Raw genomic sequence first — 21,209 nt, forward strand, 5'->3', positions numbered from 1 at the left:
ACGCTCTGATACCCGCTGAGTATCAGAGCGTACTGAACCGATCTTGGACAGTGAAGGTGCTCCGCGCCGACCATTGATCAGGTGAAGGACACGAAGATCGCGCTGGTCACCGGCGCGAACAAGGGAATCGGTTTCGCCATCGCGCAGGGCCTCGGAGCGCTCGGTTTCGCGGTCGCGGTGGGCGCACGCGACGACGTCCGGTGCAAGGAAGCTGTCGAACGGCTGCGCGCCACGGGCATCGACGCCTTCGGAGTCGCCCTCGACGTCACCTCCGACGACAGCGTCACCGCGGCAGCAACCGCCATCGAACAGACGACCGGACGGCTCGACGTGCTCGTCAACAACGCGGGCATCGGCGGCCGGACCGACGGTGGCGCACAGGACCCGGCGACGCTCGATCTCGACGTCGTCCGCACGGTCCTCGACACGAACGTCCTCGGTGTCGTCCGGGTGACGAACGCGCTGCTCCCGCTGCTCCGCCGCGCGACATCGCCCCGCATCGTCAACGTCTCGAGCAACATGGGCTCGCTGGCACTGCGGACCGGTCCGATCATGGCCGCGTATGCGCCGTCGAAGTCGATGCTCAACAGCCTCACGGTTCAGTACGCGCGCGCATTCGCTGACACCGGCATCATCGTGAACGCCTGCTGCCCCGGCTACGTCGCGACCGACTTCACCGGGTTCGCCGGTCTGCGGACACCCGAGCAGGGTGCCGCGATCGCGATCCGGCTCGCCACCCTCCCGGACGACGGCCCGCGCGGCGGGTTCTTCGACGACGAGGGCGTCGTCCCCTGGTGAACAAGGGTCACTCACTCGACTGAATTGCCGTGCGGGCACGGTCACCTCATCAGAGGGCACCGGCGACCGGCCCCGCGGCGGCGGGTACCTCGCGATGGCAAGCCGACAGCCAACGCGGAAGGACAGCGCGATGATCGATCAGACGCAAGTTGAGACTCTGTACGACTGCGACGTGATCGACAACAAGGGCGAGAAGATCGGTTCGGTCAAGCAGGTGTGGCTCGAGGACGGCACCGGCACACCGATGTGGGCCGAGGTCCACACCGGACTGTTCGGCATGAAGGAGAGCTTCGTCCCGATTCAGCAGGGACAGGTGGCGGGTGGCGCGATCACCGTCCCCGTCGCCAAGGAGCAGGTGAAGGACGCGCCGAGCGTGCACACCTCGGGCAACCACATGTCGGACGAGGAGCAGGAGGCGCTCTGCCGGCACTACGGGTTGATCCCGAAGGCGAAGACCGGTGAGCACGACCGGCTCGACGGCAGGCGCGGCAGGGGTGACGCGGCCGAGGTGACGCTCTCGGAGGAGAAGCTCGACGTCGGCACCCGCAAGGTCGAGGAAGGCCGGGTGCGGCTGGTCAAACACACGGTCACCGAACAGCGCAATGTCACCGTGCCGGTGACGCACGAGGAAGTCCGGGTGGTCCGTGAGCCCGCGCAGGGCGGCACGGGCAGGGCGTTCGCCGACGAACAGGCGGAGGTCACGCTGCACCGCGAGGAACCGGTGGTGCGCAAGCACACGGAGGCCGTAGAACGGGTCCGGCTGGAGAAGGACGCGGTCACCGAGCAGAAGAGCGTCAAGGGCGAGGTCCGCAAGGAACGCGTCGAGGTCGAGCGCGACGACGAACCGCGCGGCCGTCGCTGAAGTGACGCCGAGCGAGCCGCCCACCACTTCCGCCGGTGGGCGGCTCGCTAGTACAAGCTGTCCAGCACGTCGGCGTAGCGCTTCTCGATCTCGCGCCGGCGCGGCTTCAGCGACGCGGTCAGCAGCCCGTCCTCGACGCTGAAGTCCTGTTCCAGCACTGCGAACCGCTTGATCGTCTCGTGCCTGGCCAGCTGTGCGTTGACGACCTTCACCGCGTTCTCGACCTCTGCCCGCGCGTCGGACAGCCCCGACGCGGTGTCCGGGTCGATCGTCACCAGTGCCACGCAGTACTTGCGGCGGTCGCCGTGCACGATCGCGTTGCTGATGTACGGCGACGCGGCCTTGAGCAGGCTCTCGATCGGCGCGGGCGCCACGTACTTGCCGCCCGAGGTCTTGATCAGCTCCTTCTTGCGGTCGGTGATCTTCAACCGGCCCGCGTCGTCGAGCTCGCCGATGTCACCGGTGTGCAGCCAGCCGTCGACCAGCGTCTCGGCGGTCGCGTCGGGACGGTTGTGGTAGCCGCGCATGACGCCGGGCCCCCTGAGCAGGACCTCGCCGTCCTCCGCGATCTTCACCTCCATGCCTGGGATCGGCGGTCCGACCGTGCCGATCCTGATCATGCCCGGCCGGTTGAAGAACGTCGCCGCGGACGACTCGGTGAGCCCGTAGCCCTCCAGGATCGTGATGCCGGCGCGCTCGAAGAACTCCGCGATCTCCCCCGCCAGCGGCGCCGAGCCCGACACGAAGTACCGGATGCGCCCGCCCACGCGCTCGCGCAACTTGCGGTACACCAGGCGATCCGCGAGCCAGCGCGTCGCGGGACCGTGGTCGCGGTCGGCCCAGGTGAAGATCTTCTCGGTGAGGCCGCCCTTCTCACGCGCCCCCGCGACGATCCGGCCGTGGATTTTCTCGAAGATGCGCGGTGCGGCGGCCACGATCGACGGCCGCAGCTCGCCGAGGTTGTCCACGATCCGCTCGACACTGCCGTCGACGGCGGTCGGCACGCCCGCGGCGATCATCGCCATCGTCAGCACCTTGCCGAACGCGTGCGACAGCGGGAGCCACAGGAAGTGCAGGTCCGTGGGCTGCAGAATGCCAAGGGACGCAATGGCTTCAGACGTCGTCAGCCAGTTGTTGTGAGTGAGCTCGACGCCTTTCGGCGTGCCGGTCGTGCCGGACGTGTAGATCAACGTGGCGAGATCGTCGGGCCCGAGCTCGTCGATGAGCGTGTCGTAGTCGCCGTCCGCCTCGGGGATGGCACCGAACCGCAGCACCTCGACGTCGGGCATCAGTGCCGCGTGCTCGTCCGTCTCGACGACCACCATGCGGCTGCCGGAGTCGGTGACGATGTGCGCGACCTCGCCCTTCGTGCTGTTCGGGTAGATCGTGGTGGTGGCGCCACCGGCGGCGAGCACCGCGAGGTCGGTGATGATCCACTCGATGCTGGTGCCGCCCATCAGCGCGACCCTGTCGCCCTTGGCGAGCCCCTTCGCGCGCAGCCCGAACGCCTGCTTCGCGACACGTTCCTGCAGCTGCGCCCACGTGAGCGAGGCCCAGCCACCGTGGTCGCGGTACCGCATCGCCTCGGCGTCGGGCGTGCGGGCGACCCGGTCGCGCAGCAGGCCGGGAATCGACAGCGCCATTGCTCTCCCCTTCTCTGGAGCGTCGCTCCAGAGCGGTACTCTAACCCGCATGGCCGACCGAAGACAGTCCCTCCTGGACGCGGCGCTGAAGCTCGTCGAAGAGGGCGGCCTGGACGCCGTGACGATCGCAGCACTGACCGAGCGATCCGGCATGTCGAACGGCAGCATCTACCACCACTTCGGCAGCCGCGCGGGCGTGTTCGCACAGCTCTACGCCGACAGCTACGCCCGCTGCGTCGCCGCGATGCTGCCCGCGCTGGACTCGCGCCCCGCCTGTCCCGCCGTGCGCGACCTGACGTTGCACTACCTCGACTGGGTGGCCGCGAACCCGAGCCGCGCCCGGTTCCTGTACGCCGCGCCGGGCCACGCAGACCCGTCGGTCAAGCAGGCGGAGTTCGCCCCCGTGATGTCGTGGTTCCTCGACCGCATGGCTTCCGGCGAAGTGCGCTCGGTGCCGCCGTGGGCGCTCGAACCGGTGGTGATGGGCCCTGCGCACGAGTCGGTGCGCCGGTTCCTGCTGGGGGTGTTCGACCTGAACGAGGCCCGCGAGATCATCGCGGACGCCGTCTGGGCCGTGCTGAAGCCCTAGTCCTCTTTCGGCGCTCGCCCGCGAATGACGATGCCGCCGTCGAACGAGAGGTCGCCGTCGACCCGGCCCAGCTGCACCACGGTCCCGGACACCTTGCCCCGCACGACGTTGGTGACGTCCTCGTCGGTCTGCACGATCTCGAACTCGTCCGCTTCATCTCCAGTCATACCTGCAACATCACCTCAGACCGCAGTTCGTTAGCCATAGAACACATGTTCGATTATGCTGCTGGTATGCGCCAGGGATCACTGTTCGACCTGGAGGCGGAGCCCGCACTGGCTCCGCTTGCCCCACGCCGCACCGAACTGGGCCACGGCGCGTGGATCGACGTCCAGCCGGGCTGGCTCGCCGGCGCCGACGCCCTCTTCGACCAGCTCGTCGCCGAGGTGCCGTGGCGCGCCGAACGCCGCCAGATGTACGACAACGTGGTCGACGTGCCGCGCCTGCTCTGCTTCTACAGCGGCGCGCTGCCGTTCGACGTGCTCACCACCGCTCGTGACGTGCTTTCTTCTTACTACTTGCCCGAGCTGAAGGAACCGTTCACCACTGCGGGCCTTTGCCACTACCGCGACGGGCGCGACAGCGTGGCCTGGCACGGCGACACGATCGGCCGGGGGCAGACCGAGGACACGATGGTCGCGATCCTGTCCGTGGGCACACCGCGGGCGTTGTTGCTGCGACCGCGTGGTGGCGGTGAGACGCACAAGTACGCGCTGGGGCACGGCGATCTGCTCGTGATGGGTGGGTCGTGCCAGCGGACGTGGGAGCACGCCGTCCCCAAGACCGCGAAAGCCGTAGGACCGAGGATCAGCGTGCAGTTCCGTCCGCGCGGGGTCCGCTAGATCACGTCGACGAACACCGGATTGGCGTAGAACCAGAGATCGGCCCACGGGTCCGAGTTCGCGATCTCGTCGATCATCGGGTCGCCCGACGACGTCAGGCGCTTGCCGTCGCTCCCCCTCAGCCGCAGGTAGAACGCCCGCTCGACACCCGCGAACGTGTGCGTGAACCGGATCCTGCCCCGCCGCGGCACCTCGAACGTCTTCACGACCGACGTCTCCGGCGCCACGAAGAGGTCGCGGTCGGACGAAGGACCGGTCACCGGGCCCGAGATCAGGTCGACCTTGGCCAGGACGGGCGTGGCACCCGAGAAGTTCGGCCCGGCGGCGCGGTCGATCTCGATCGTCACCTCGACGTCGCCGCCGCGGCGCACGAACGTCCGCCCGCCCAGCGTCACGCCGCGCAGGTCGTCACGTGAGCGCACGCGCAGCGAAAGGCCGTCGATCAGCCTGCCGTGCACCGTCACGACCTTGCCCGACTGCAGACCGCGCATGACGTCCACATAGGACTTCGACCGCGCGCCCACCACGTTCGCGCCGTACTGGCCGGGGAAGAAGTCGCCGTAGCCGGTCTGCCGGACACCGGAGTCGATCGGCGCGCCCTTCGAACCCGTTGTGGCGTAGTCCTGTTTGCCGGGCGTCAGCGTGTCGCCGAGGACCTGGTGGACGTCCGAGTTCGCGGTGATCCACCACGGCCTGCCCTCGGCCAGCAGCGCGTCCCACAGGCCGCCGACGCGAGCGGTCATCCAGTCGAAGCCGCCGTGCGTGCGGTAGGACTCCATCGGGTAGCCGGGGAAGGAGTCCGCCAGCGGCGCCGCGAGGTCGTAGTAGCCGCGCGCCCTGCCGGGACCGCCCGCCACCTTCGAGATGCCCGCCGCCTGATGGCCGGGCGCGCCCTCCATGCCCACGGCGACGGACGGGGCCGCGTCCCGCCAGCCGCGCAGCTCGTGCGGGCTGTCGAGGCCGCGCCGGGCCGGGTGGTTCGCGAACATCAGCGCGATCTCGGTCCGTCCGGAGAGGACCTGCGCCTCCAGGTACCGCAGCGCCGCCAGTGCGAGCGGCTCGGTGTTGCCGGCGATGCGGCCGTCGTAGGAGAGCTCGAACGCCTTGAGGATGTCGGTGGTGTGCTTGCCGGGCGGCAGGAACACCGTGGCGTGCTCCGCGCCGGGGATGTTCCACTCGAGGCCCTGGTAGACCAGCACGTCGCGCTGCGCACGACGCGCGCGTTCGATGTCCGGCGCGACCTGGTCGATGGAGAACTTCTGATGCGCGGGACCGCCGTGGTCGGTGATCACGACCCAGTCGAGCCCGAACTCGCGGGCCTTCCGCACCTGGTGCTCGATCGGATACTGACCGTCGTCGGAGTACTGCGTGTGGATGTGGTGGTCGCCCGCGTACCAGCGCTCACCGCCGCCCCACGGGTTGACCGGGACGTGAGCCTCGGCCGTGCCCGAACCGGCGACGACGGCACCGGCCGCGATGCCCAGTCCGGCGAGGAACTTGCGGCGCTCGACCGACGAGGGACGGTCGTCCTCGGGGTCGAGCCAGCTGCCCTCGACCGGCTCGACGTCGTGGTGGTGATGATCGTGTGAGTGGGACATGTGCAAGATCTCAACCGGTGAACCTGTCACCACCGATGAACGGCGAATGAACCTTGGTACCGGGAAATTCGTTCACACGGCCTGAACGGCCAGCAGCGCGAGGTCGTCGTGATCGTCGCGGTCGAGCCACTTGAGCACGGCCTCCTCGCAGCGCCGCGAGATCTCCTCGGCCGACTGGCCCTTGCACTCCTTCAGCACGGCCCGCAGCCGCTGCTCGCCGAACAGTTCGGTGCGGTCGGTGTGCGCGCGGGCTTCGGTGAAGCCGTCGGAGTACACCACCAGCGTGTCGCCGGGTGCCAGCGTCACCTGCTCGCCGTGGAACCGGACGTCGGACAGGATGCCGACGATCGCGCCGGGCGCGCTGACGTCCTGCACGGTGCCGTCCGCGCGCAGGATCAACGGCGCCGGGTGCCCGCCGGAGGCGAGCGAGAGCCGCACTCCCCCTGACGACAACGGCACCAGTTCGCCCACGACGATCGTGGTGAAGAGCTTGGAACCGGTGGCGCGCAACGAGGTGTTCAGCAGGTGCAGCAGCCGCACCGGGTTCGTCTCGACGAGCGACAGCGCCTGCAGCGACTGCCGCACACGTCCACTGTGGACCGCCGCCTCCAGGCCGTGGCCGCAGACGTCGCCGAGAGCGAACGTCGCCGTGCCGTCCGTGCGCGGGTGGACGTCGTAGAAGTCGCCGCCGACCAGCGCGCGCTGGTGGGCCGGGATGAACACCGACCCCATCGCCACGCCACGCACCTCGGGCAGCGGCAACGGCAGCAACGCCGAGCGAAGCACGTCGATCGTCCGCTGCTGCTCGGTCAGTCTCGACGCGGACTCGAGCGCCACGGCCGCGTGCTTGCCGAACAACCGGACACGTTCGATGTCGTTGGGGGCGAATTCACCCTGTCGCAGTACGACCAGAGCACCACCGACACCCAGAGGCACGGCGAGGGCGCAGCCGAAGTCGTCCGGCACGCCCCAGCTACCTTCACCCAATGAGGTGATCCTGGTGAGCGTCGAGGTGCCCGTCAGCACCTCCGTCAGCACGCTGGCCCGGCGCGGCGTCCGGGAGACCGTGGGTTCGCCACCGCCACAGCGCCACCACTCCAGACGGTCGCGTGTGGCCGGCACGACGGCGACGCAGTGCTCCCCCAGCAGCTCCGCGGCGAGCTGCACGATGGTCCTCAGCGTGTCCTGCCGGGAACTGCCGCTCGCGAGCCGCAGATGGGCGTGGTCGAGCGTGGAGTCGGTGAAGTACCAGGCGCTCCAGCCCTCGCCGAGGTCGTGCTGACGGCCCGCGACGTGCACGTCGAAGTGCTCGCCCAGGCACAGCCGGGGGAACCGGTCGGCGGCCGCGGCGTTGCGCACGCGCACCACTCCGGCGGGGTCCACGACGAAGACGGCTTCGCGGAGCCCGTCCACCAGGCGCTGCCAGCCGTCGAGGTCGATGCCCACGGCGCTGCTCATCCGTTTTTGTCCAGCGCACTCGGCCGAATCATCACGGCCTCCTGCGGGTAGTTGGCGTGCATCGCGGCATCAAGTTACCTCGCTCCCAACCTAACGTGGCAGGCTTGGCTGCGACCACCGAGGCACGGAGGCTTGGAGTGACCACGGCCAACGAAGAGACGGACGCAACCCTCGAACGGGTTCTCGCCGCGATGAGAGACCTGCGTGACGGCAACTTCCGCCGCAGGTTGGTGGTGCCGGGAAACGGGGCGTTGTCGGCGCTCGCGGACGTGTTCAACGAGATCGCGGAGCGCAACCAGTGGCTGGCCGGTGAGCTGGGCCGCGTCCGGCAGGCCGTCGGCCAGGAGGGCAGGCTCACCGAACGGGTGGCGCCCGCGGGCACCGCCGGTGGCTGGTCGCTGATGGCCGACTCGGTGAACGGCCTGGTGGAGGACTTGGTGCGGCCGACGTCGGAGCTGAGCCGGGTGCTCGCCGCCGTCGCCGAGGGTGATCTCACCAAGCGCATGTCGGACCAGACGCTGCGTGGTGAGTTCGCCACGCTCGGTTCGACCGTGAACGGCCTGGTCGACCAGCTGTCGTCCTTCGCGGACGAGGTCACGCGTGTCGCCCGCGAGGTCGGCACCGACGGCCGCCTGGGCGGTCAGGCGAAGGTGCCAGGCGTGGCCGGTACCTGGCGCGACCTGACCGACAACGTCAACTCGATGGCGAACAACCTGACCAACCAGGTCCGCAACATCGCCCAGGTCGCGACCGCGGTGGCCAACGGCGACCTGACCCAGAAGATCACGGTGGACGTCTCCGGCGAGATGCTGGAGCTGAAGAACACGCTGAACACGATGGTCGACCAGCTGTCGTCCTTCGCCGACGAGGTCACCCGTGTCGCCCGCGAGGTCGGCACGGACGGCAAGCTCGGTGGTCAGGCGAAGGTGCCCGGCGTCGGCGGCACGTGGCGCGACCTGACCGACAACGTCAACTTCATGGCGGAGAACCTGACCACTCAGGTCCGCAACATCGCCCAGGTCACCACCGCCGTGGCGCAGGGCGACCTGACCCAGAAGATCACCGTCGACGCGCGCGGCGAGATCCTCGAGCTCAAGTCCACGATCAACACGATGGTCGACCAGCTCTCGTCCTTCGCCGACGAGGTCACCCGTGTCGCCCGCGAGGTCGGCTCGGACGGCCGCCTGGGCGGCCAGGCGCAGGTGCCGGGCGTCGCCGGCACGTGGCGCGACCTGACCGACTCGGTGAACGTCATGGCGAACAACCTGACGACCCAGGTACGCAACATCGCCCAGGTCACGACCGCCATCGCGCGCGGCGACCTGACCCAGAAGATCACGATCGACGCCCGCGGCGAGATCCTCGAGCTGAAGACCACGATCAACACGATGGTCGACCAGCTCTCCTCCTTCGCCGACGAGGCGACGCGTGTCGCCCGCGAGGTCGGCACCGAGGGCCGCCTCGGCGGCCAGGCCCAGGTCCCCGGCGTCGCCGGCACGTGGCGCGACCTGACCGACAACGTCAACTTCATGGCGAACAACCTGACCAACCAGGTCCGCAACATCGCCCACGTCGCGACGGCCGTGGCCAACGGCGACCTGTCGCAGAAGATCACCGTCGACGCGCGCGGCGAGATCCTCGAGCTCAAGTCCACCTTGAACACGATGGTCGACCAGCTCTCGTCGTTCGCGGAGGAGGTCACCCGCGTCGCCCGCGAGGTCGGCACCGACGGCCGCCTGGGCGGTCAGGCCCGTGTGCAGGGCGTCGCCGGCACGTGGAAGGACCTCACCGACAACGTCAACCTGATGGCGGACAACCTGACCAACCAGGTCCGCAACATCGCCGCCGTCGCCACCGCGGTCGCGAACGGCGACCTCTCGAAGAAGATCACCGTCGAGGCGAAGGGCGAGGTCGCGGCCCTCGCCGAGACCCTGAACGGCATGGTCGACACGCTGCGCGCGTTCGGTGACGAGGTCACCCGTGTCGCCCGCGAGGTCGGTACCGAGGGCATCCTCGGTGGTCAGGCGCGCGTGTCCGGCGTGGCGGGAACGTGGAAGGACCTCACCGACTCGGTGAACTTCATGGCGGACAACCTGACCAACCAGGTCCGCAACATCGCCCAGGTCACCACCGCCGTCGCGCAGGGCGACCTGACGAAGAAGATCGACGTCTCGGCCCGCGGCGAGATCCTGGAGCTCAAGACCACGATCAACACGATGGTCGACCAGCTCTCGTCCTTCGCCGACGAGGTCACCCGTGTCGCCCGCGAGGTCGGCACGGAGGGCAAGCTCGGCGGCCAGGCCGAGGTCGACGGCGTGGCCGGCACGTGGTCGAAGCTGACCGACAACGTGAACCAGCTCGCCTCGAACCTGACCACCCAGGTCCGCGCCATCGCCGCCGTCGCCACCGCCGTGACCGCGGGCGACCTGACCAGGCAGATCACCGTCGACGCGTCCGGAGAGCTCGCCGAGCTCAAGGACAACGTCAACCAGATGATCGCCAACCTCAAGGAGACGACCCGCGCCAACCGCGAGCAGTACTGGCTCAAGACCAACCTGGCCCGCCTGTCGGGCCTGATGCAGGGCCACCGCGACCTGCGCGCTCTGGCCTCGTTGATCATGAGCGAGCTGACGCCGCTGGTCAGCGCCCACCACGGCGCGTTCTTCCAGATCCAGGAGGACGACGACTCCAAGCAGACCCTGGAGCTCACCGCCTCCTACGGCTTCCGCCTGGACGCCGCCCGCGCGACCCGTGTCGCGCTGGGCGAGTCGCTGGTCGGCCAGTCCGCGCTGGAGAAGAAGACGATCCTCGTCACCGAGGTGCCCCCGGGCTACCTGACCGTGTCGTCGTCTCTGGGCGAGTCCGCCCCGGTCAACCTGGTGATCCTGCCGATCCTGTTCCAGGGCGAGACCCTGGGCGTGATCGAGCTGGCCTCCCTGAACGTCTTCACCGACGTCCACCTCGACCTCCTGGACCAGCTCAAAGAGGCCATCGGCGTCAACGTCAACACGATGCTCGCCAACTCCCGCACCGACGCCCTGCTGGTCGAGTCCCAGCGCCTCACCGCCGAGCTCCGCGCCGGCTCCGAGGAGCTCGAAGACCGCGCCCGCCAGCTCCAGACGGCCTCGAAGTACAAGTCCGAGTTCATGGCCAACATGTCCCACGAGCTGCGGACCCCGCTGAACTCCCTCCTGATCCTGGCGAAGCTCCTCGCCGACAACCTCGACGGCAACCTCAACGCCAAGCAGGTGGAGTTCGCCCGCACGATCCACTCGTCCGGCTCGGACCTGCTGCAGCTCATCAACGACATCCTCGACCTCACCAAGGTCGAGGCGGGCCACATGACCCTGCACGAGGACCCGGTCCGCGTGGACGAGCTGGTCCGCTACGTCGAGACGTTGTGTTTGCCGCTGACCGCCGAGAAGAACCTCGAGTTCTCCGTCCGCGTCGACCCGAACGTCCCGGAAACGCTCCGGACCGACGAACACCGCCTCCAGCAGATCCTGCGCAACCTGCTCTCCAACGCCGTCAAGTTCACCCACGACGGCGGCATCCGCCTGCACGTCCGCATGGACGACCCGTCCACAGTGGCCTTCGACGTGCACGACACTGGCATCGGCATCCCTGCCGAGAAGCTCGCCGTCATCTTCGAAGCCTTCCAACAGGCCGACGGCACCACGTCCCGCAAGTACGGCGGCACGGGCCTGGGCCTGTCCATCAGCCGGGAACTGGCCCAACTGCTGAACGGCGCCCTGCGCGTGCGCTCCGAGCCGGGCATCGGCTCGACGTTCACCCTCTGCCTCCCCCTGGGCAAGGTCGCCACCGACGCCGTGGTCCTGCCGGAGCCCACCCCGATCGTGGCCCCCGACCCGGTGCTGGCCGCGTCCGGCTCGATCCGCTTCCACGGCGAAAAGGTCCTGGTCGTCGATGACGACCTGCGCAACGTCTTCGCGCTGACGAGCGTGTTGGAGTTGCACGGCCTGGAGGCGATCTACGCCGACAACGGCATCACGGGCGTACGTGCTTTGGAACAGTACGACGACGTGGCCATCGTCCTGATGGACATCATGATGCCCGAGCTGGACGGCAACGCCACGATCTCCGCCATCCGGGCCATGGAGCGCTACGCGGACCTGCCGGTCATCGCCGTCACCGCGAAGGCGATGAAGGGTGACCGGGAGAAGTCCCTGGCGTCGGGCGCGACCGACTACGTGACGAAGCCGGTGGACACCGAGCACCTGATCAGGCTGATCGCTTACTACCTCGGGGTGTCCGCAGAAGCCTGAGGACGCTTGAGCCGGGTACCGGCAGGGTGCAGAGGCGAAGCCGAGGCGGACAGGGCGATGCACCGCCGAGCAAGCGGTGATGACGTGAGCCGACGGTGCCAACGTGCCCACGTAGGCAGGCGCTTGGAGCTTGACTTTGGGTGCGAGGTGCTAGCGTGCTCGGATCGGCCGGGCGCTTCTGTGCCCGGCTTTTTCAGGCCGATGAGCGCCTCGCAGGGGCCCCGAAGTCAAGCCCCGATCGCAATCGGCGCGAAGCGGCGATGACGCAATCAACGCTCGGTATCGGCCCGCGCGCCCAGGCCACCCCAACCCTCAGTGAGCCGTGTCCACCGACTCCTGAACAGCCGCGTCCACCGTCTCGTGCAAGCTCAGCACCTGGGCCACATCCGCCAGCTCGAACAACCGCCGAACCGGCGCCTGAGTGGCAGCGATCCGCAGCTGCCCGCCGGCCTCGCCCAGCCGCCGGTGCCAGTCGAGCACCAGCGCCAGCCCGGTCGAGTCCATGAACTGCAACCCGGCGAGGTCCAGCACGGCGTGTGCCCCGGTCACGTCCGCATCCAGCCGTGCGGCAAGCACAGGGACGGTGTCGATGTCCAGCTCACCGGCGACGGCGAGCACTCGCCATCCCCGCTGGACCTCGCTGCCGACGTTGAGCTCCATCGTCGCCGTTCCTTCCGCCACGCCCGACTCGTGCGACCCAAATCGTGCAGCACGACGTCAAGGCATGCGACCACCGGGGGGCTGAAAGATCCGAACGGGGCGCCGGATGTGCGACGATGCGCCTTGTGCTGAACGACCCACTGGCTGAGGTGCGGGTGATTCTGACCGCCGAGGGTGGATCGTGCGCTCGTGCACGTCAGGTGGTCCGCGACGCCGCCGTCTCGTGGGGGTTGTCGGAGGACCTGACGGACGACGCGCAGCTCGTCGTCACCGAACTCGTGTCGAACGGGATCGACCACGGTGAGGGGCTGATCACACTCACTGTAAGCCGAAGAGACAGTGGCATGCTCGTCGAAGTGCACGACGAGTCGTCCCAGCAGCCTCAGGTGCGGCCGGTCGACACCAGTTCGGCGCGGGGACGCGGGATGCAGCTCGTGAAGGCGCTCAGCGTGCGCTGGGGTACTACGCCGGACGCGCGGGGGAAAGTCGTGTGGGCCGAGTTGGAGTCCTGAGAACGGGTACTAAGCCCGTATGACTGCCACACCACCCGATCCTGATCCGCAGCGCACGCCCGGGCTGGAGCCCGGTGGCGGGGTGCGACCAGGAGACACCCCGCCTGAATCCGGACAAACCTCAGGTCTTTCGCATCGCGAGCCGACGCCGCCGAAAGCGACCACCGGGCGCGTCGTGATCGCGCTCATCATGGTGCTCGTCGTGCTCGTGGCCGCGATGCTGCTGACCCAGGCGTTCCTGCTCAGCTGACGACTCAGCCGGACAGACGCGAGGCGAGCAGGCGCTTGCCCTGCTCGGCGCCCTTGCGGCTGTCGGTCTGCGCCTTCTTGAAGAACTCCGCCAGTTCACGGTCGCCTTCGCGTTCCGCGTCCTGAATGAAGGTCTCGAGCCGCAGCGCGTTGTCGAGGCACGCCTCGGTGAACCACAGGATGTTGTAATCCTTGTCCTTCGTACCCGTGACGTGACCGGTTTCCGTGGTCGACACGGTCCCTCCTCATCTATCAGGGAATTAGCGGTCACTCGGCGTGTACCCGCCATGGCCTGGTGAAAACCGTCTCGGCTTGTGGTCGTCACCGGAAGGCGCGTACGGTCGGTCCGGACGGGAGTCCTTATGAACCAGCTTCGCCAGAGAACGACCTACGTCCAGTCCATTCCGATCGTCGCCGTCACGGGCGAGATCGACATGATGTCGTCCGCCCCGGTGACCAGCAGGCTCGCCGAGCTGCTCGACCGCAAGCCGCCCGCACTCGTGATCGACCTGCGGGAAGTGCGGTTCTTCGGGTCCGAGGGGATCCGCGCACTCGTGGAGACGCAGCACCAGGCCGACGAGCTCGGTGTCAAGTTCGGCGTCGTCAGCGACACCAGAGTTGTGTTGCGCCCCTTGGAAATGACGGCCGTCGACCAGTTGCTGCTCTTGTTCAACGACGTCGACGACGCCGTCACGGCGCTGAGCGCCTGCTAGGCGGCTGACTCTCGCCTGTTGCGAGAGCGCTCCACCAGGTCGAGCAGCAGGCCTTCCTTGGTGGACCACGGCGAGATGTCCACGACCTCGTGTCCCGAGACCCGCATCAACGCTTCCGCGACCACCGCGCCCGCCAGCGACTGCTGGGCCCGGTGCCGCGAGATCCCCGGTAGCGCCGCCCGTTCGCGCACCGACAGCTTCGCGAGCCGCGGGATCCACTTCTCCAAGTCCTTGAGCCACAACTGACGTGGCACGTACGTGCCAGTGCGCGCTCCGGCGAGCCTGGCCAGCTGCTCGAACACCTTCGAACAGCCAACGGCGCGAGCGCTCTCATCGCGCGGGAAAGCCTTCGCGATCCGTTCCTGAACTTCAGCGCGCATGTCCTGCACGGTCAGGCCGGCTCGCGTCAAAGTCCGCGCCCCCAGGGGCAGTGACACCGCGCGGTCCGGTTCCGCCCCGGATCCCGCGGCCAGTTCCACCGTGCCGCCACCGACGTCCAGCACGACCATCGGACCGGCGCTCCAGCCGAACCAGTGCCGTGCCGCGGTGTACGACAGACGTGCTTCTTCCTTGCCCGACAACACCTTCAGCTCGACGCCGGTGCGTCTGTGCACCTTGCGCATCACGGCATCGGCGTTCGTGCTGTCGCGGACGGAGGACGTCGCGAACGGGAGGAAGGGCGTGTCACCGGCCTTCTTGCAGGCGGCCAGCACCGCGGCGCACAACGACTCGACGCCGTCGCGGCTGATGGCCCCCTCCGCGTTGATCTCGCGGTCCAGGCGCAGCCTGACCTTGTGGGACACCAGCGGACGCATCAAGTCGCGTTCCACGATCACCAGGTGCGCGCTGAAGCACCCGACGTCCAGAACACCGACCGACATCCGCCAACCTTCCTTCTTCCACCAAGTTCCCTTTACCTCATCGGCACCCATTGTGGGAGTCTTGGCACCCGAACAGGGCATCTTCGGGGGATGAGATGCGTTACAGTGCCCCGATGTCCTTGGCAGAGATCCCTTCCCGGCTCGAAGACGCCCTGAAATCGGCAAATCGCGGCGTCATCGTCCTGGCAGTGGACGGCCTGTCCTCGGACGTGGCCAAACAATCCTGGCTGTCGGCCTCCCTCTCCACGCTCACCTCCACCGTGCCGTCCACCTCAGCGACGGCCTGGCTGACCGCACTGACCGGTGCTCCGGCGGACGTGCACCGCGTGCCGGGAACGGTGTACCGCAACGGATCCGGTCTCGTGCACGCCATCAACGGCACGCCCGCGATCCCGGAGCTGCCGACCGTTCTCGAACGGCACGGCGCCACCGTCCTGGCCCGCGAGCTCGACCTGCTCGAAGGCACCTGGGCCCACGCCCTGCTGCGAGGCTGCACCCGGATACCCGCACCCCCTCGGCACAAACTCACCGCCCAGGCGGAGGACCCGCCGCTGCTCGTCGCGAACGTCGTGGCGGATCTCGACAAGGCGCTGCCGGACGCCCGGCTCCTCTGGACGTACGTGAACATCGACGACCACGTGCACCGCAACGGTTACGACGAGTCGGTGCACGAGGCCATGCTCCGGCTCGACGCGCATGCGTCCCGTTGGGCGGCGCAGGGCTGGACCGTTGTGGCGCACTCCGACCACGGCCAGGTTCCCGTCGAGCCGGACCCCGCTCTCGTGGAGGCCTGGGACGCGATCGTGCGCGAGGACTGCGTGATCCCGTCCGGTGGCGCCGGGCGGCTGCGCTGGCTCTACCCGAAAGCGGACCGCGTGGAGGCCGTATTCGACCGCGTGGCAACGGCTCTGGGCGCCGCGGCGACCGTGCACCACGCCGCCGACCTCGGACTGCCGCAGCCGGAGGCGGGACCTGTCGTGGCCGTGGCGGCGTCGCCGGCGTTCCCGGTGCCGGATCCGTCCGCCAAGTTCGAGCACGGTGGCCTGAGCCGGGACGAGATCGACGTGCCCTTCGCGGTCTGGCAAGCGTAGCGACCATTTGTCGGGCGCCGAGTCGTTCATCCTTGTGAACAATTCCCGTTACAACGTGGGAATCCCGGAACAACGGAAAGAATCGTTTTTGACTCTCTTTACAGACCTTGATCGGATCTGGCAGGGTGTCGCCGGGCGCAAGGACATGAAAGGGACTGGACGGTCTCGTGAATCTGTCTCGACGCACCCTTCTGGCTTCTGCCGCGGCCACTCCCCTGCTCACCGGAGCCGGAGCAGCGTTCGCTGCGGGGGAAGCCTCGGCCTCCCCCGCCAAGCTCCGCGGCGCTCTCGACTACGGCCTGACCAAGCTGAAGGCGGTCGCACCGGGCATCACGTCGTTCCCGGAGATCACCCGGTTCGAGAAGTGGACGTACGTCGCCGACGGCGGCTGGATCGGCGGTTTCTGGCCTGGCACGCTCTGGCTCGCGCACCTCGACAGCGGTGACGCGCAGCTCCGCGCGCTGGCCGAGGCCGCGAACGACAGGCTGGCGCCGCGCCGGCTCGAGCCCCGCGACCACGACCTGGGCTTCCTGTTCTACCCGTCGTGGGTCACCGCGTACCGGCTCACCGGCGCCACCAAGTGGCGTGACGGCGCGGTCGACGCCGCGAACACGCTGATCCAGCGCTGGAACCCCACCGGCAGGTACATCCGCGCGTGGGGCAGGCTCGGCACACCGGGCAACGCCGGCCGCGTCATCATCGACACGATGATGAACCTGGACCTGCTCGCGTTCGCTACCGAGCAGACCGGCGACCGCAAGTTCATCGACATCGCGATCGCCCACGCCAGAACGACTCAGACGCACTTCATCCGGCCGGACGGCTCGACCCCGCACGTGTTCGACTTCAACCCGGACACCGGCGCGGCGATCGGCCCGAACACCGTGCAGGGCTACAGCCCGACGTCGTGCTGGTCGCGCGGCCAGTCGTGGGGCATCTACGGCTTCACGACGATGTACCGCCGCACGGGCCTGCGCGAGTTCCGCGACACGGCCCGCAAGATGGCCGACTTCGCGCTGAGCGCCATCACGCCGGACCACGTGCCGGTGTGGGACTACCGCTCCCCGTTGGGCGCCAACGACATCAAGGACTCGTCGGCGGGCGCGATCCTGGCGTGCGGCCTGCTCGACCTGGCCGCGGTCACCGGCAACGGCCGCTACCGCGAGCGGGCGCTGAAGATCCTCGACGGCCTGGTCGGCACCTGCCTCACCACGAGGTCGGCCCGCGCCGAGGCGATCATGGCCCGCGGCACCCGCAACCGGCCCTCGGAAGACGGTGTGGAGGTCTCGCTGCCCTACGGCGACTACTACCTGTTCGAGGCGATCCTGCGGGTGCTCAAGCCCGCGCAGGTCGCCAAGGCCATCGGCCTGTGATTTTGGCGTCTGCAAGTACCACCGTCCCCAGGTCGGTGGTACTTGCGGACGCCGTTACCAGCTACTTCTCGATCACGCGCGCCGTCGGGCCGTTCGACCACGTGGCCTCCAAACGGGACAGGCGGCCCTCGGCGTTGCGGAAGTTCACCACCAGCGGCCCACCCGGCTGTTCGACGGCCACCGACCACCCGTCGGCCGGCGTGGCCGACAGCGCTTCCACCCCCGACGGGCGGTACCGCACGACCACGTCACCGCCGCGCAGGTGGAACGCGTGGACGTACGAACCGTCCGGCTGCCATTCCCCCTCGGGAAGTTGAGCCGAGGAGGGACGTCCATCCGTACTACTGGGAGGAGCCGGAACAGACGAGCTGATCGCAGGAGGCCTGGTGGACGACGAGGGCGTGACGGGTGACGAACTGGCAGAGGTGCCGGTCGCGGGCACCGCGACGGTGATCGACGTGACGGTCGGCATCGGCAGCACCCCTGGACCCGCCGTGGAGCCCACCGCCGCCACCGGCGCCGGCTCCATCGCCGAACGGATCCCGAACCAGGACAGGCCGACGGCGACCGCGGTCACCACCGCCCAGGCGACCAGGTATCCGACCGACCGTCTCACTGCGACGACCCTCCTGTAGCGACTCATGGCATCAGTACTGCTGGTCGAGGACGACCCGGTGGTGCGAGCGGCGATCACACGCGCTCTCACCGGCCAGGGCCACATGGTGCACGGTGTCGCGCTCGCGATCGAGGCTTTGCGCGAAGTCACCGCCAACAACTACGACGTCGTGGTGCTCGACCTCGGGCTGCCCGACCTCGACGGCGGTGACGCGCTGCGGATGATCCGGGGTGTCACGAACACCCCCGTGGTGATCGCTACCGCCCGCGACGACGAGCAGGAGATCATCCGGCTGCTCAACGCGGGTGCGGACGACTACCTCGTCAAGCCGTTCTCCAGCGAGCACCTCGGTGCCCGCGTGCAGGCGGTGCTCAGAAGGGCCCGCGACAGCAAGCAGCTCGTCGTCGGCGGGCTGGAGATCGACGTGGACCACCGCAAGGCCACTGTGGACGGACGGGAGCTGTCGTTGACGCACAAGGAGTTCGAGCTGCTCTCGTATCTCGCCGCACGCTCGGGCGAGGTCGTCCCGCGCGCCGAGATCCTCGCCAGCCTGTGGCCGTCCACTCGCGACGACCAGACGCTCGACGTCCACCTGTCGTGGTTGCGCCGCAAGCTCGGTGAACGGGCCGCGCAGCCGCGTTATCTGCACACCGTGCGCGGCGTCGGCGTGCGTCTGGTCGCACCGAGATGAGGCGGTCACTGGTGCTGGTCGCTCTCGCGGCGACCAGCATGGTGGCGTTGGCGTTCCTCATCCCGCTCGCCATCGTCACCAAGAAAGCCGCGTACGACAGCGCGATCAGCGAGGCCGAGAAGCAGGCCGCCGCCCTCACGCCGGCGCTGCTGATCACCACGAAGGCGCCCGAGATCCGCCAGGCGATCAGGAGCACCCGCTACGGCGGCCAGCAGCGGCTGGCCGTGCACATCAGCACACCGGCCCCCAACACCTACGGCACCTCGCACATCACCGCGGCCAACCTGCAGGACGCGCAGAACCTCGCGAGGGCGTCCACTCTCGAACGCCCGGACGGCGTCGCCTACCTGCAACCGCTGGCCACCAGCGCCAACGGCATCGTGATCGTCGAGGCGTTCGTGCCACGCGAACAGCTCACGCACGGCGTCATAGGCACGTGGTGGGCGCTGGCGGGGGTCGCTGTCGGACTCGTCGCCGGTTCGGTGTTCGTCGCAGACCGGCTGGGTGCGCGGGCGGTGAAGGCGACCCGCACGCTGGCCGAAGGTGCACGGAGGATGGGTCAGGGCGACCTCTCCGTCCGCGTGCCGGTCAAGGGACCGCCCGAGCTCAAGGAGGTCGGGCAGGCGTTCAACGCCATGGCCGAACGCGTCCGGCACCTGCTCGCCGCCGAGCGCGAGGTGGTCGCCGATCTCTCCCACCGCCTCAGAACGCCTCTCACCGCGCTCCTGCTGGACGCGGACACCCTCGGGAGGGGTCCAGGCGCGGATCGGGTCCGCGAGGCCGTCCAAGGACTGGAGAGGGAGGTCGACGAGATCATCAAGGCGGCCCGGTCCGGTCTGGAGCCCGGCAACACGGCCGTGGACGTGGCCGGGGTCGTGCGCGACCGGCTGGTGTTCTGGTCCGCGCTCGCCGACGACCAGGAACGGCCGTGGACGATCCGCGGCGCCGACCGGCCCGCACACGTGCCGCTCGCCCGCACCGACCTCACGGCCGCGCTGGACGCGTTGCTGGGCAACGTCTTCCGCTACACGCCGGAGGGCACGAGGTTCGCCGTGACGCTGGTGCACCAGGCCGACCTGGTCGCTCTCGTCGTCGAGGACGCGGGGCCGGGCATTGCGGACGTGGAGCGCGCGCTGCAACGCGGCGCCAGCGGCGGTGGATCCACCGGGCTGGGGCTCGACATCGCCCGCCGCGCTGCGGAGAGCACGGGTGGTTCTCTCCGCGTCGACCGCGGGCCGCTGGGTGGGGCACGCGTGCAATTGAGGCTCCGGAGGCTCTAGGGCCCTGGTCAGGGCCGGAAAAGAACACCGCCGGCGGCGCGGACCGTGGGACGGGTCCGACGCCGCCGGCGGGCACCGGCCGGCTGCGCTGCACCGCTGCCGCACCACCGAGTTCCGAGCAGGAGGGTGGAACCCGATGAGCAGTGCGCGCTTGCCATCCCACACCGGTGTTACGAGGTGGATCTCAGCCGGGGCTCTCGGCGCCAGGTGTGGGGACCGGCGTATTCAAGGAGGTCTGTGTGATCGTTTTTCGTGATCTGACACGAAGTTAGCCGACGGCCCGCCGTCGCCAATCCACCGTTCAGACGATTAATCCGTTTTAAATATATTTAAGTTCGCCCGGTCGGCTGTCCTCGCCTTAAGTCTATTTAAGATAACGTCGCTGCCACGCCGCCATCCCATCCCCCGAAATGAAAGGCGCCTCATGCTCAGTGTGATGGCAGCTACGAGTTTGGCACTGTCGCTCCTCGTCGCCCCCGAGGCGCCGAGTGCCGCCGATGTCGTTCCTCCCGGCAAAATCACCGTCGACGTCGTCACGGTCAACGGTTCCGGCTGCCCCGCAGGAACAGCGGCGGTAGCGGTCGCGGACGACAACACGGCATTCACGGTCACTTACAGCGACTACACCGCGCAGGCCGGCTCCGGATCGGCCCCGACCGACTTCCGGAAGAACTGCCAGCTGAACCTGCGCGTGCACTACCCGCAGGGCTTCACGTACGGGATCGCGAAGGCCGACTACCGCGGGTTCGCGCACTTACCCAGAGGCGCGAAGGGCATGCAACGCGCCAGTTACTACTTCTCCGGCCAGTCGTCGACCGGTACGAGCACGCACAACATCGCCGGCCCCAAGACCGACAACTGGCAGTTCACCGACACGACCGACGTCGCCGAGATCGTCTTCGCGCCGTGCGGCGCGGTGCGGCACCTCAACGTGAACACCGAGGTCCGCGCGTTCACGAACTCCTCCAACCAGGCGGCGTTCGTCTCGATGGACTCGACCGACGGCAGCGTCAACACCCGCTACCAGTTCGCCTGGAAGCGATGCTGAGCGAATTCGATCACGGAGT

22 protein-coding genes are annotated in these 21,209 nt (G+C 68.6%); 14 read left to right on the plus strand and 8 right to left on the minus strand.

The window, feature by feature from the left end:
• Positions 1 to 81 precede the first annotated feature (81 nt).
• Both C8D87_RS07440 and C8D87_RS07445 read left to right on the plus strand, forming a co-directional pair.
• Positions 82 to 798, plus strand: a complete 717-nt coding sequence (locus C8D87_RS07440) for an SDR family oxidoreductase (protein ID WP_109635889.1) — start codon at positions 82 to 84, stop codon at positions 796 to 798.
• Positions 799 to 928: 130 nt separating this feature from the next.
• On the plus strand, positions 929 to 1,660 hold the full coding sequence (locus C8D87_RS07445) for a DUF2382 domain-containing protein (protein ID WP_112226013.1): 732 nt from the start codon (positions 929 to 931) through the stop codon (positions 1,658 to 1,660).
• 47 nt (positions 1,661 to 1,707) lie between these two features.
• Here C8D87_RS07445 and C8D87_RS07450 read toward each other — a convergent pair whose 3' ends face one another.
• On the minus strand, positions 1,708 to 3,303 hold the full coding sequence (locus C8D87_RS07450) for an AMP-dependent synthetase/ligase (protein ID WP_109635883.1): 1,596 nt from the start codon (positions 3,301 to 3,303) through the stop codon (positions 1,708 to 1,710).
• A 49-nt stretch (positions 3,304 to 3,352) separates the two neighbouring features.
• On the opposite strand from C8D87_RS07450, the gene C8D87_RS07455 reads away from it, so the two are divergent.
• Positions 3,353 to 3,892 (plus strand): TetR/AcrR family transcriptional regulator, encoded by a 540-nt coding sequence (locus C8D87_RS07455; protein ID WP_109635880.1) that lies wholly within the window; start codon positions 3,353 to 3,355, stop codon positions 3,890 to 3,892.
• On the opposite strand, the gene C8D87_RS45735 is transcribed toward C8D87_RS07455, so the two are convergent.
• Complete coding sequence (locus tag C8D87_RS45735) at positions 3,889 to 4,059, minus strand: hypothetical protein (protein WP_170154887.1); 171 nt, start codon at positions 4,057 to 4,059, stop codon at positions 3,889 to 3,891. The two genes, C8D87_RS07455 and C8D87_RS45735, sit on opposite strands and share 4 nt — an antisense overlap.
• A gap of 66 nt (positions 4,060 to 4,125) precedes the next feature.
• On the opposite strand from C8D87_RS45735, the gene C8D87_RS07460 reads away from it, so the two are divergent.
• Complete coding sequence (locus tag C8D87_RS07460) at positions 4,126 to 4,734, plus strand: alpha-ketoglutarate-dependent dioxygenase AlkB (RefSeq protein ID WP_109635878.1); 609 nt, start codon at positions 4,126 to 4,128, stop codon at positions 4,732 to 4,734.
• Here C8D87_RS07460 and C8D87_RS07465 read toward each other — a convergent pair.
• Together C8D87_RS07465 and C8D87_RS07470 are read right to left on the minus strand one after the other, a co-directional pair.
• Positions 4,731 to 6,332 (minus strand): PHP domain-containing protein, encoded by a 1,602-nt coding sequence (locus tag C8D87_RS07465; protein ID WP_112226015.1) that lies wholly within the window; start codon positions 6,330 to 6,332, stop codon positions 4,731 to 4,733. The two genes, C8D87_RS07460 and C8D87_RS07465, sit on opposite strands and share 4 nt — an antisense overlap.
• A gap of 72 nt (positions 6,333 to 6,404) precedes the next feature.
• Positions 6,405 to 7,790 (minus strand): PP2C family protein-serine/threonine phosphatase, encoded by a 1,386-nt coding sequence (locus C8D87_RS07470; protein WP_112226016.1) that lies wholly within the window; start codon positions 7,788 to 7,790, stop codon positions 6,405 to 6,407.
• Positions 7,791 to 7,927: 137 nt separating this feature from the next.
• Here C8D87_RS07470 and C8D87_RS07475 point away from each other — a divergent pair, with 137 nt between their 5' ends.
• The gene (locus C8D87_RS07475; RefSeq protein ID WP_109635870.1) at positions 7,928 to 12,076 is read left to right on the plus strand and encodes a hybrid sensor histidine kinase/response regulator; all 4,149 of its coding nucleotides are present in this window, start codon (positions 7,928 to 7,930) and stop codon (positions 12,074 to 12,076) included.
• 312 nt (positions 12,077 to 12,388) lie between these two features.
• Here the strand turns inward: C8D87_RS07475 and C8D87_RS07480 are convergent, their stop codons facing one another.
• The gene (locus C8D87_RS07480) at positions 12,389 to 12,757 is read right to left on the minus strand and encodes an STAS domain-containing protein (protein ID WP_233439440.1); all 369 of its coding nucleotides are present in this window, start codon (positions 12,755 to 12,757) and stop codon (positions 12,389 to 12,391) included.
• Between the two features lie 95 nt (positions 12,758 to 12,852).
• On the opposite strand from C8D87_RS07480, the gene C8D87_RS07485 reads away from it, so the two are divergent.
• Together C8D87_RS07485 and C8D87_RS07490 are read left to right on the plus strand one after the other, a co-directional pair.
• A complete protein-coding gene (locus C8D87_RS07485; protein ID WP_109635868.1) occupies positions 12,853 to 13,248 on the plus strand; it encodes an ATP-binding protein in 396 nt (131 codons plus the stop codon).
• A 19-nt stretch (positions 13,249 to 13,267) separates the two neighbouring features.
• The gene (locus tag C8D87_RS07490) at positions 13,268 to 13,498 is read left to right on the plus strand and encodes a DUF6480 family protein (RefSeq protein WP_109635865.1); all 231 of its coding nucleotides are present in this window, start codon (positions 13,268 to 13,270) and stop codon (positions 13,496 to 13,498) included.
• 4 nt (positions 13,499 to 13,502) lie between these two features.
• On the opposite strand, the gene C8D87_RS07495 is transcribed toward C8D87_RS07490, so the two are convergent.
• On the minus strand, positions 13,503 to 13,733 hold the full coding sequence (locus C8D87_RS07495; protein WP_109635862.1) for a hypothetical protein: 231 nt from the start codon (positions 13,731 to 13,733) through the stop codon (positions 13,503 to 13,505).
• A 126-nt stretch (positions 13,734 to 13,859) separates the two neighbouring features.
• Between C8D87_RS07495 and C8D87_RS07500 the strand changes: the two genes are divergently transcribed.
• Entirely contained in the window at positions 13,860 to 14,210 is a 351-nt protein-coding gene (locus tag C8D87_RS07500; protein ID WP_109635859.1) for an STAS domain-containing protein, read from the plus strand.
• Here the strand turns inward: C8D87_RS07500 and C8D87_RS07505 are convergent.
• A complete protein-coding gene (locus tag C8D87_RS07505) occupies positions 14,207 to 15,091 on the minus strand; it encodes a Ppx/GppA phosphatase family protein (protein WP_109635857.1) in 885 nt (294 codons plus the stop codon). The genes C8D87_RS07500 and C8D87_RS07505 overlap by 4 nt on opposite strands.
• 113 nt (positions 15,092 to 15,204) lie before the next feature.
• On the opposite strand from C8D87_RS07505, the gene C8D87_RS07510 reads away from it, so the two are divergent.
• Together C8D87_RS07510 and C8D87_RS07515 are read left to right on the plus strand one after the other, a co-directional pair.
• Entirely contained in the window at positions 15,205 to 16,182 is a 978-nt protein-coding gene (locus C8D87_RS07510) for an alkaline phosphatase family protein (RefSeq protein ID WP_109635855.1), read from the plus strand.
• A 167-nt stretch (positions 16,183 to 16,349) separates the two neighbouring features.
• Positions 16,350 to 17,555, plus strand: coding sequence for an AGE family epimerase/isomerase (locus C8D87_RS07515; protein ID WP_112226018.1), 1,206 nt, complete (start codon positions 16,350 to 16,352; stop codon positions 17,553 to 17,555).
• A gap of 61 nt (positions 17,556 to 17,616) precedes the next feature.
• Here C8D87_RS07515 and C8D87_RS07520 read toward each other — a convergent pair whose 3' ends face one another.
• Positions 17,617 to 17,796: a hypothetical protein gene (locus C8D87_RS07520; protein WP_146231505.1), complete on the minus strand. Its 180-nt coding sequence runs from the start codon at positions 17,794 to 17,796 to the stop codon at positions 17,617 to 17,619.
• A gap of 145 nt (positions 17,797 to 17,941) precedes the next feature.
• Here C8D87_RS07520 and C8D87_RS07525 point away from each other — a divergent pair, with 145 nt between their 5' ends.
• The 4 genes from C8D87_RS07525 to C8D87_RS07540 all read left to right on the plus strand — a co-directional run bounded on the left by C8D87_RS07525 (position 17,942) and on the right by C8D87_RS07540 (position 21,190).
• A complete protein-coding gene (locus tag C8D87_RS07525; protein WP_109635847.1) occupies positions 17,942 to 18,190 on the plus strand; it encodes a hypothetical protein in 249 nt (82 codons plus the stop codon).
• Between the two features lie 6 nt (positions 18,191 to 18,196).
• The gene (locus tag C8D87_RS07530; protein WP_109635844.1) at positions 18,197 to 18,862 is read left to right on the plus strand and encodes a response regulator transcription factor; all 666 of its coding nucleotides are present in this window, start codon (positions 18,197 to 18,199) and stop codon (positions 18,860 to 18,862) included.
• Complete coding sequence (locus C8D87_RS07535) at positions 18,859 to 20,142, plus strand: HAMP domain-containing sensor histidine kinase (RefSeq protein WP_112226019.1); 1,284 nt, start codon at positions 18,859 to 18,861, stop codon at positions 20,140 to 20,142. The genes C8D87_RS07530 and C8D87_RS07535 overlap by 4 nt, the downstream gene beginning before the upstream one ends.
• A 424-nt stretch (positions 20,143 to 20,566) precedes the next feature.
• Positions 20,567 to 21,190, plus strand: a complete 624-nt coding sequence (locus tag C8D87_RS07540; RefSeq protein ID WP_109635839.1) for a DUF4360 domain-containing protein — start codon at positions 20,567 to 20,569, stop codon at positions 21,188 to 21,190.
• The last annotated feature ends 19 nt before the right edge of the window (positions 21,191 to 21,209 follow it).

The organism is Lentzea atacamensis (assembly GCF_003269295.1).
GTDB classification, from domain to species: domain Bacteria; phylum Actinomycetota; class Actinomycetes; order Mycobacteriales; family Pseudonocardiaceae; genus Lentzea; species Lentzea atacamensis.

Coding starts and splice junctions, on each gene's coding strand:
- C8D87_RS07445 (WP_112226013.1), top strand. CDS start 929: ATGATCGATCAGACGCAAGTTGAGACTCTGTACGACTGCGACGTGATC.
- C8D87_RS07450 (WP_109635883.1), bottom strand. CDS start 3,303: ATGGCGCTGTCGATTCCCGGCCTGCTGCGCGACCGGGTCGCCCGCACG.
- C8D87_RS07455 (WP_109635880.1), top strand. CDS start 3,353: ATGGCCGACCGAAGACAGTCCCTCCTGGACGCGGCGCTGAAGCTCGTC.
- C8D87_RS45735 (WP_170154887.1), bottom strand. CDS start 4,059: ATGACTGGAGATGAAGCGGACGAGTTCGAGATCGTGCAGACCGACGAG.
- C8D87_RS07460 (WP_109635878.1), top strand. CDS start 4,126: ATGCGCCAGGGATCACTGTTCGACCTGGAGGCGGAGCCCGCACTGGCT.
- C8D87_RS07465 (WP_112226015.1), bottom strand. CDS start 6,332: ATGTCCCACTCACACGATCATCACCACCACGACGTCGAGCCGGTCGAG.
- C8D87_RS07470 (WP_112226016.1), bottom strand. CDS start 7,790: ATGAGCAGCGCCGTGGGCATCGACCTCGACGGCTGGCAGCGCCTGGTG.
- C8D87_RS07485 (WP_109635868.1), top strand. CDS start 12,853: ATGCGCCTTGTGCTGAACGACCCACTGGCTGAGGTGCGGGTGATTCTG.
- C8D87_RS07490 (WP_109635865.1), top strand. CDS start 13,268: ATGACTGCCACACCACCCGATCCTGATCCGCAGCGCACGCCCGGGCTG.
- C8D87_RS07500 (WP_109635859.1), top strand. CDS start 13,860: ATGAACCAGCTTCGCCAGAGAACGACCTACGTCCAGTCCATTCCGATC.
- C8D87_RS07505 (WP_109635857.1), bottom strand. CDS start 15,091: ATGTCGGTCGGTGTTCTGGACGTCGGGTGCTTCAGCGCGCACCTGGTG.
- C8D87_RS07510 (WP_109635855.1), top strand. CDS start 15,205: ATGTCCTTGGCAGAGATCCCTTCCCGGCTCGAAGACGCCCTGAAATCG.
- C8D87_RS07530 (WP_109635844.1), top strand. CDS start 18,197: ATGGCATCAGTACTGCTGGTCGAGGACGACCCGGTGGTGCGAGCGGCG.
- C8D87_RS07535 (WP_112226019.1), top strand. CDS start 18,859: ATGAGGCGGTCACTGGTGCTGGTCGCTCTCGCGGCGACCAGCATGGTG.
- C8D87_RS07540 (WP_109635839.1), top strand. CDS start 20,567: ATGCTCAGTGTGATGGCAGCTACGAGTTTGGCACTGTCGCTCCTCGTC.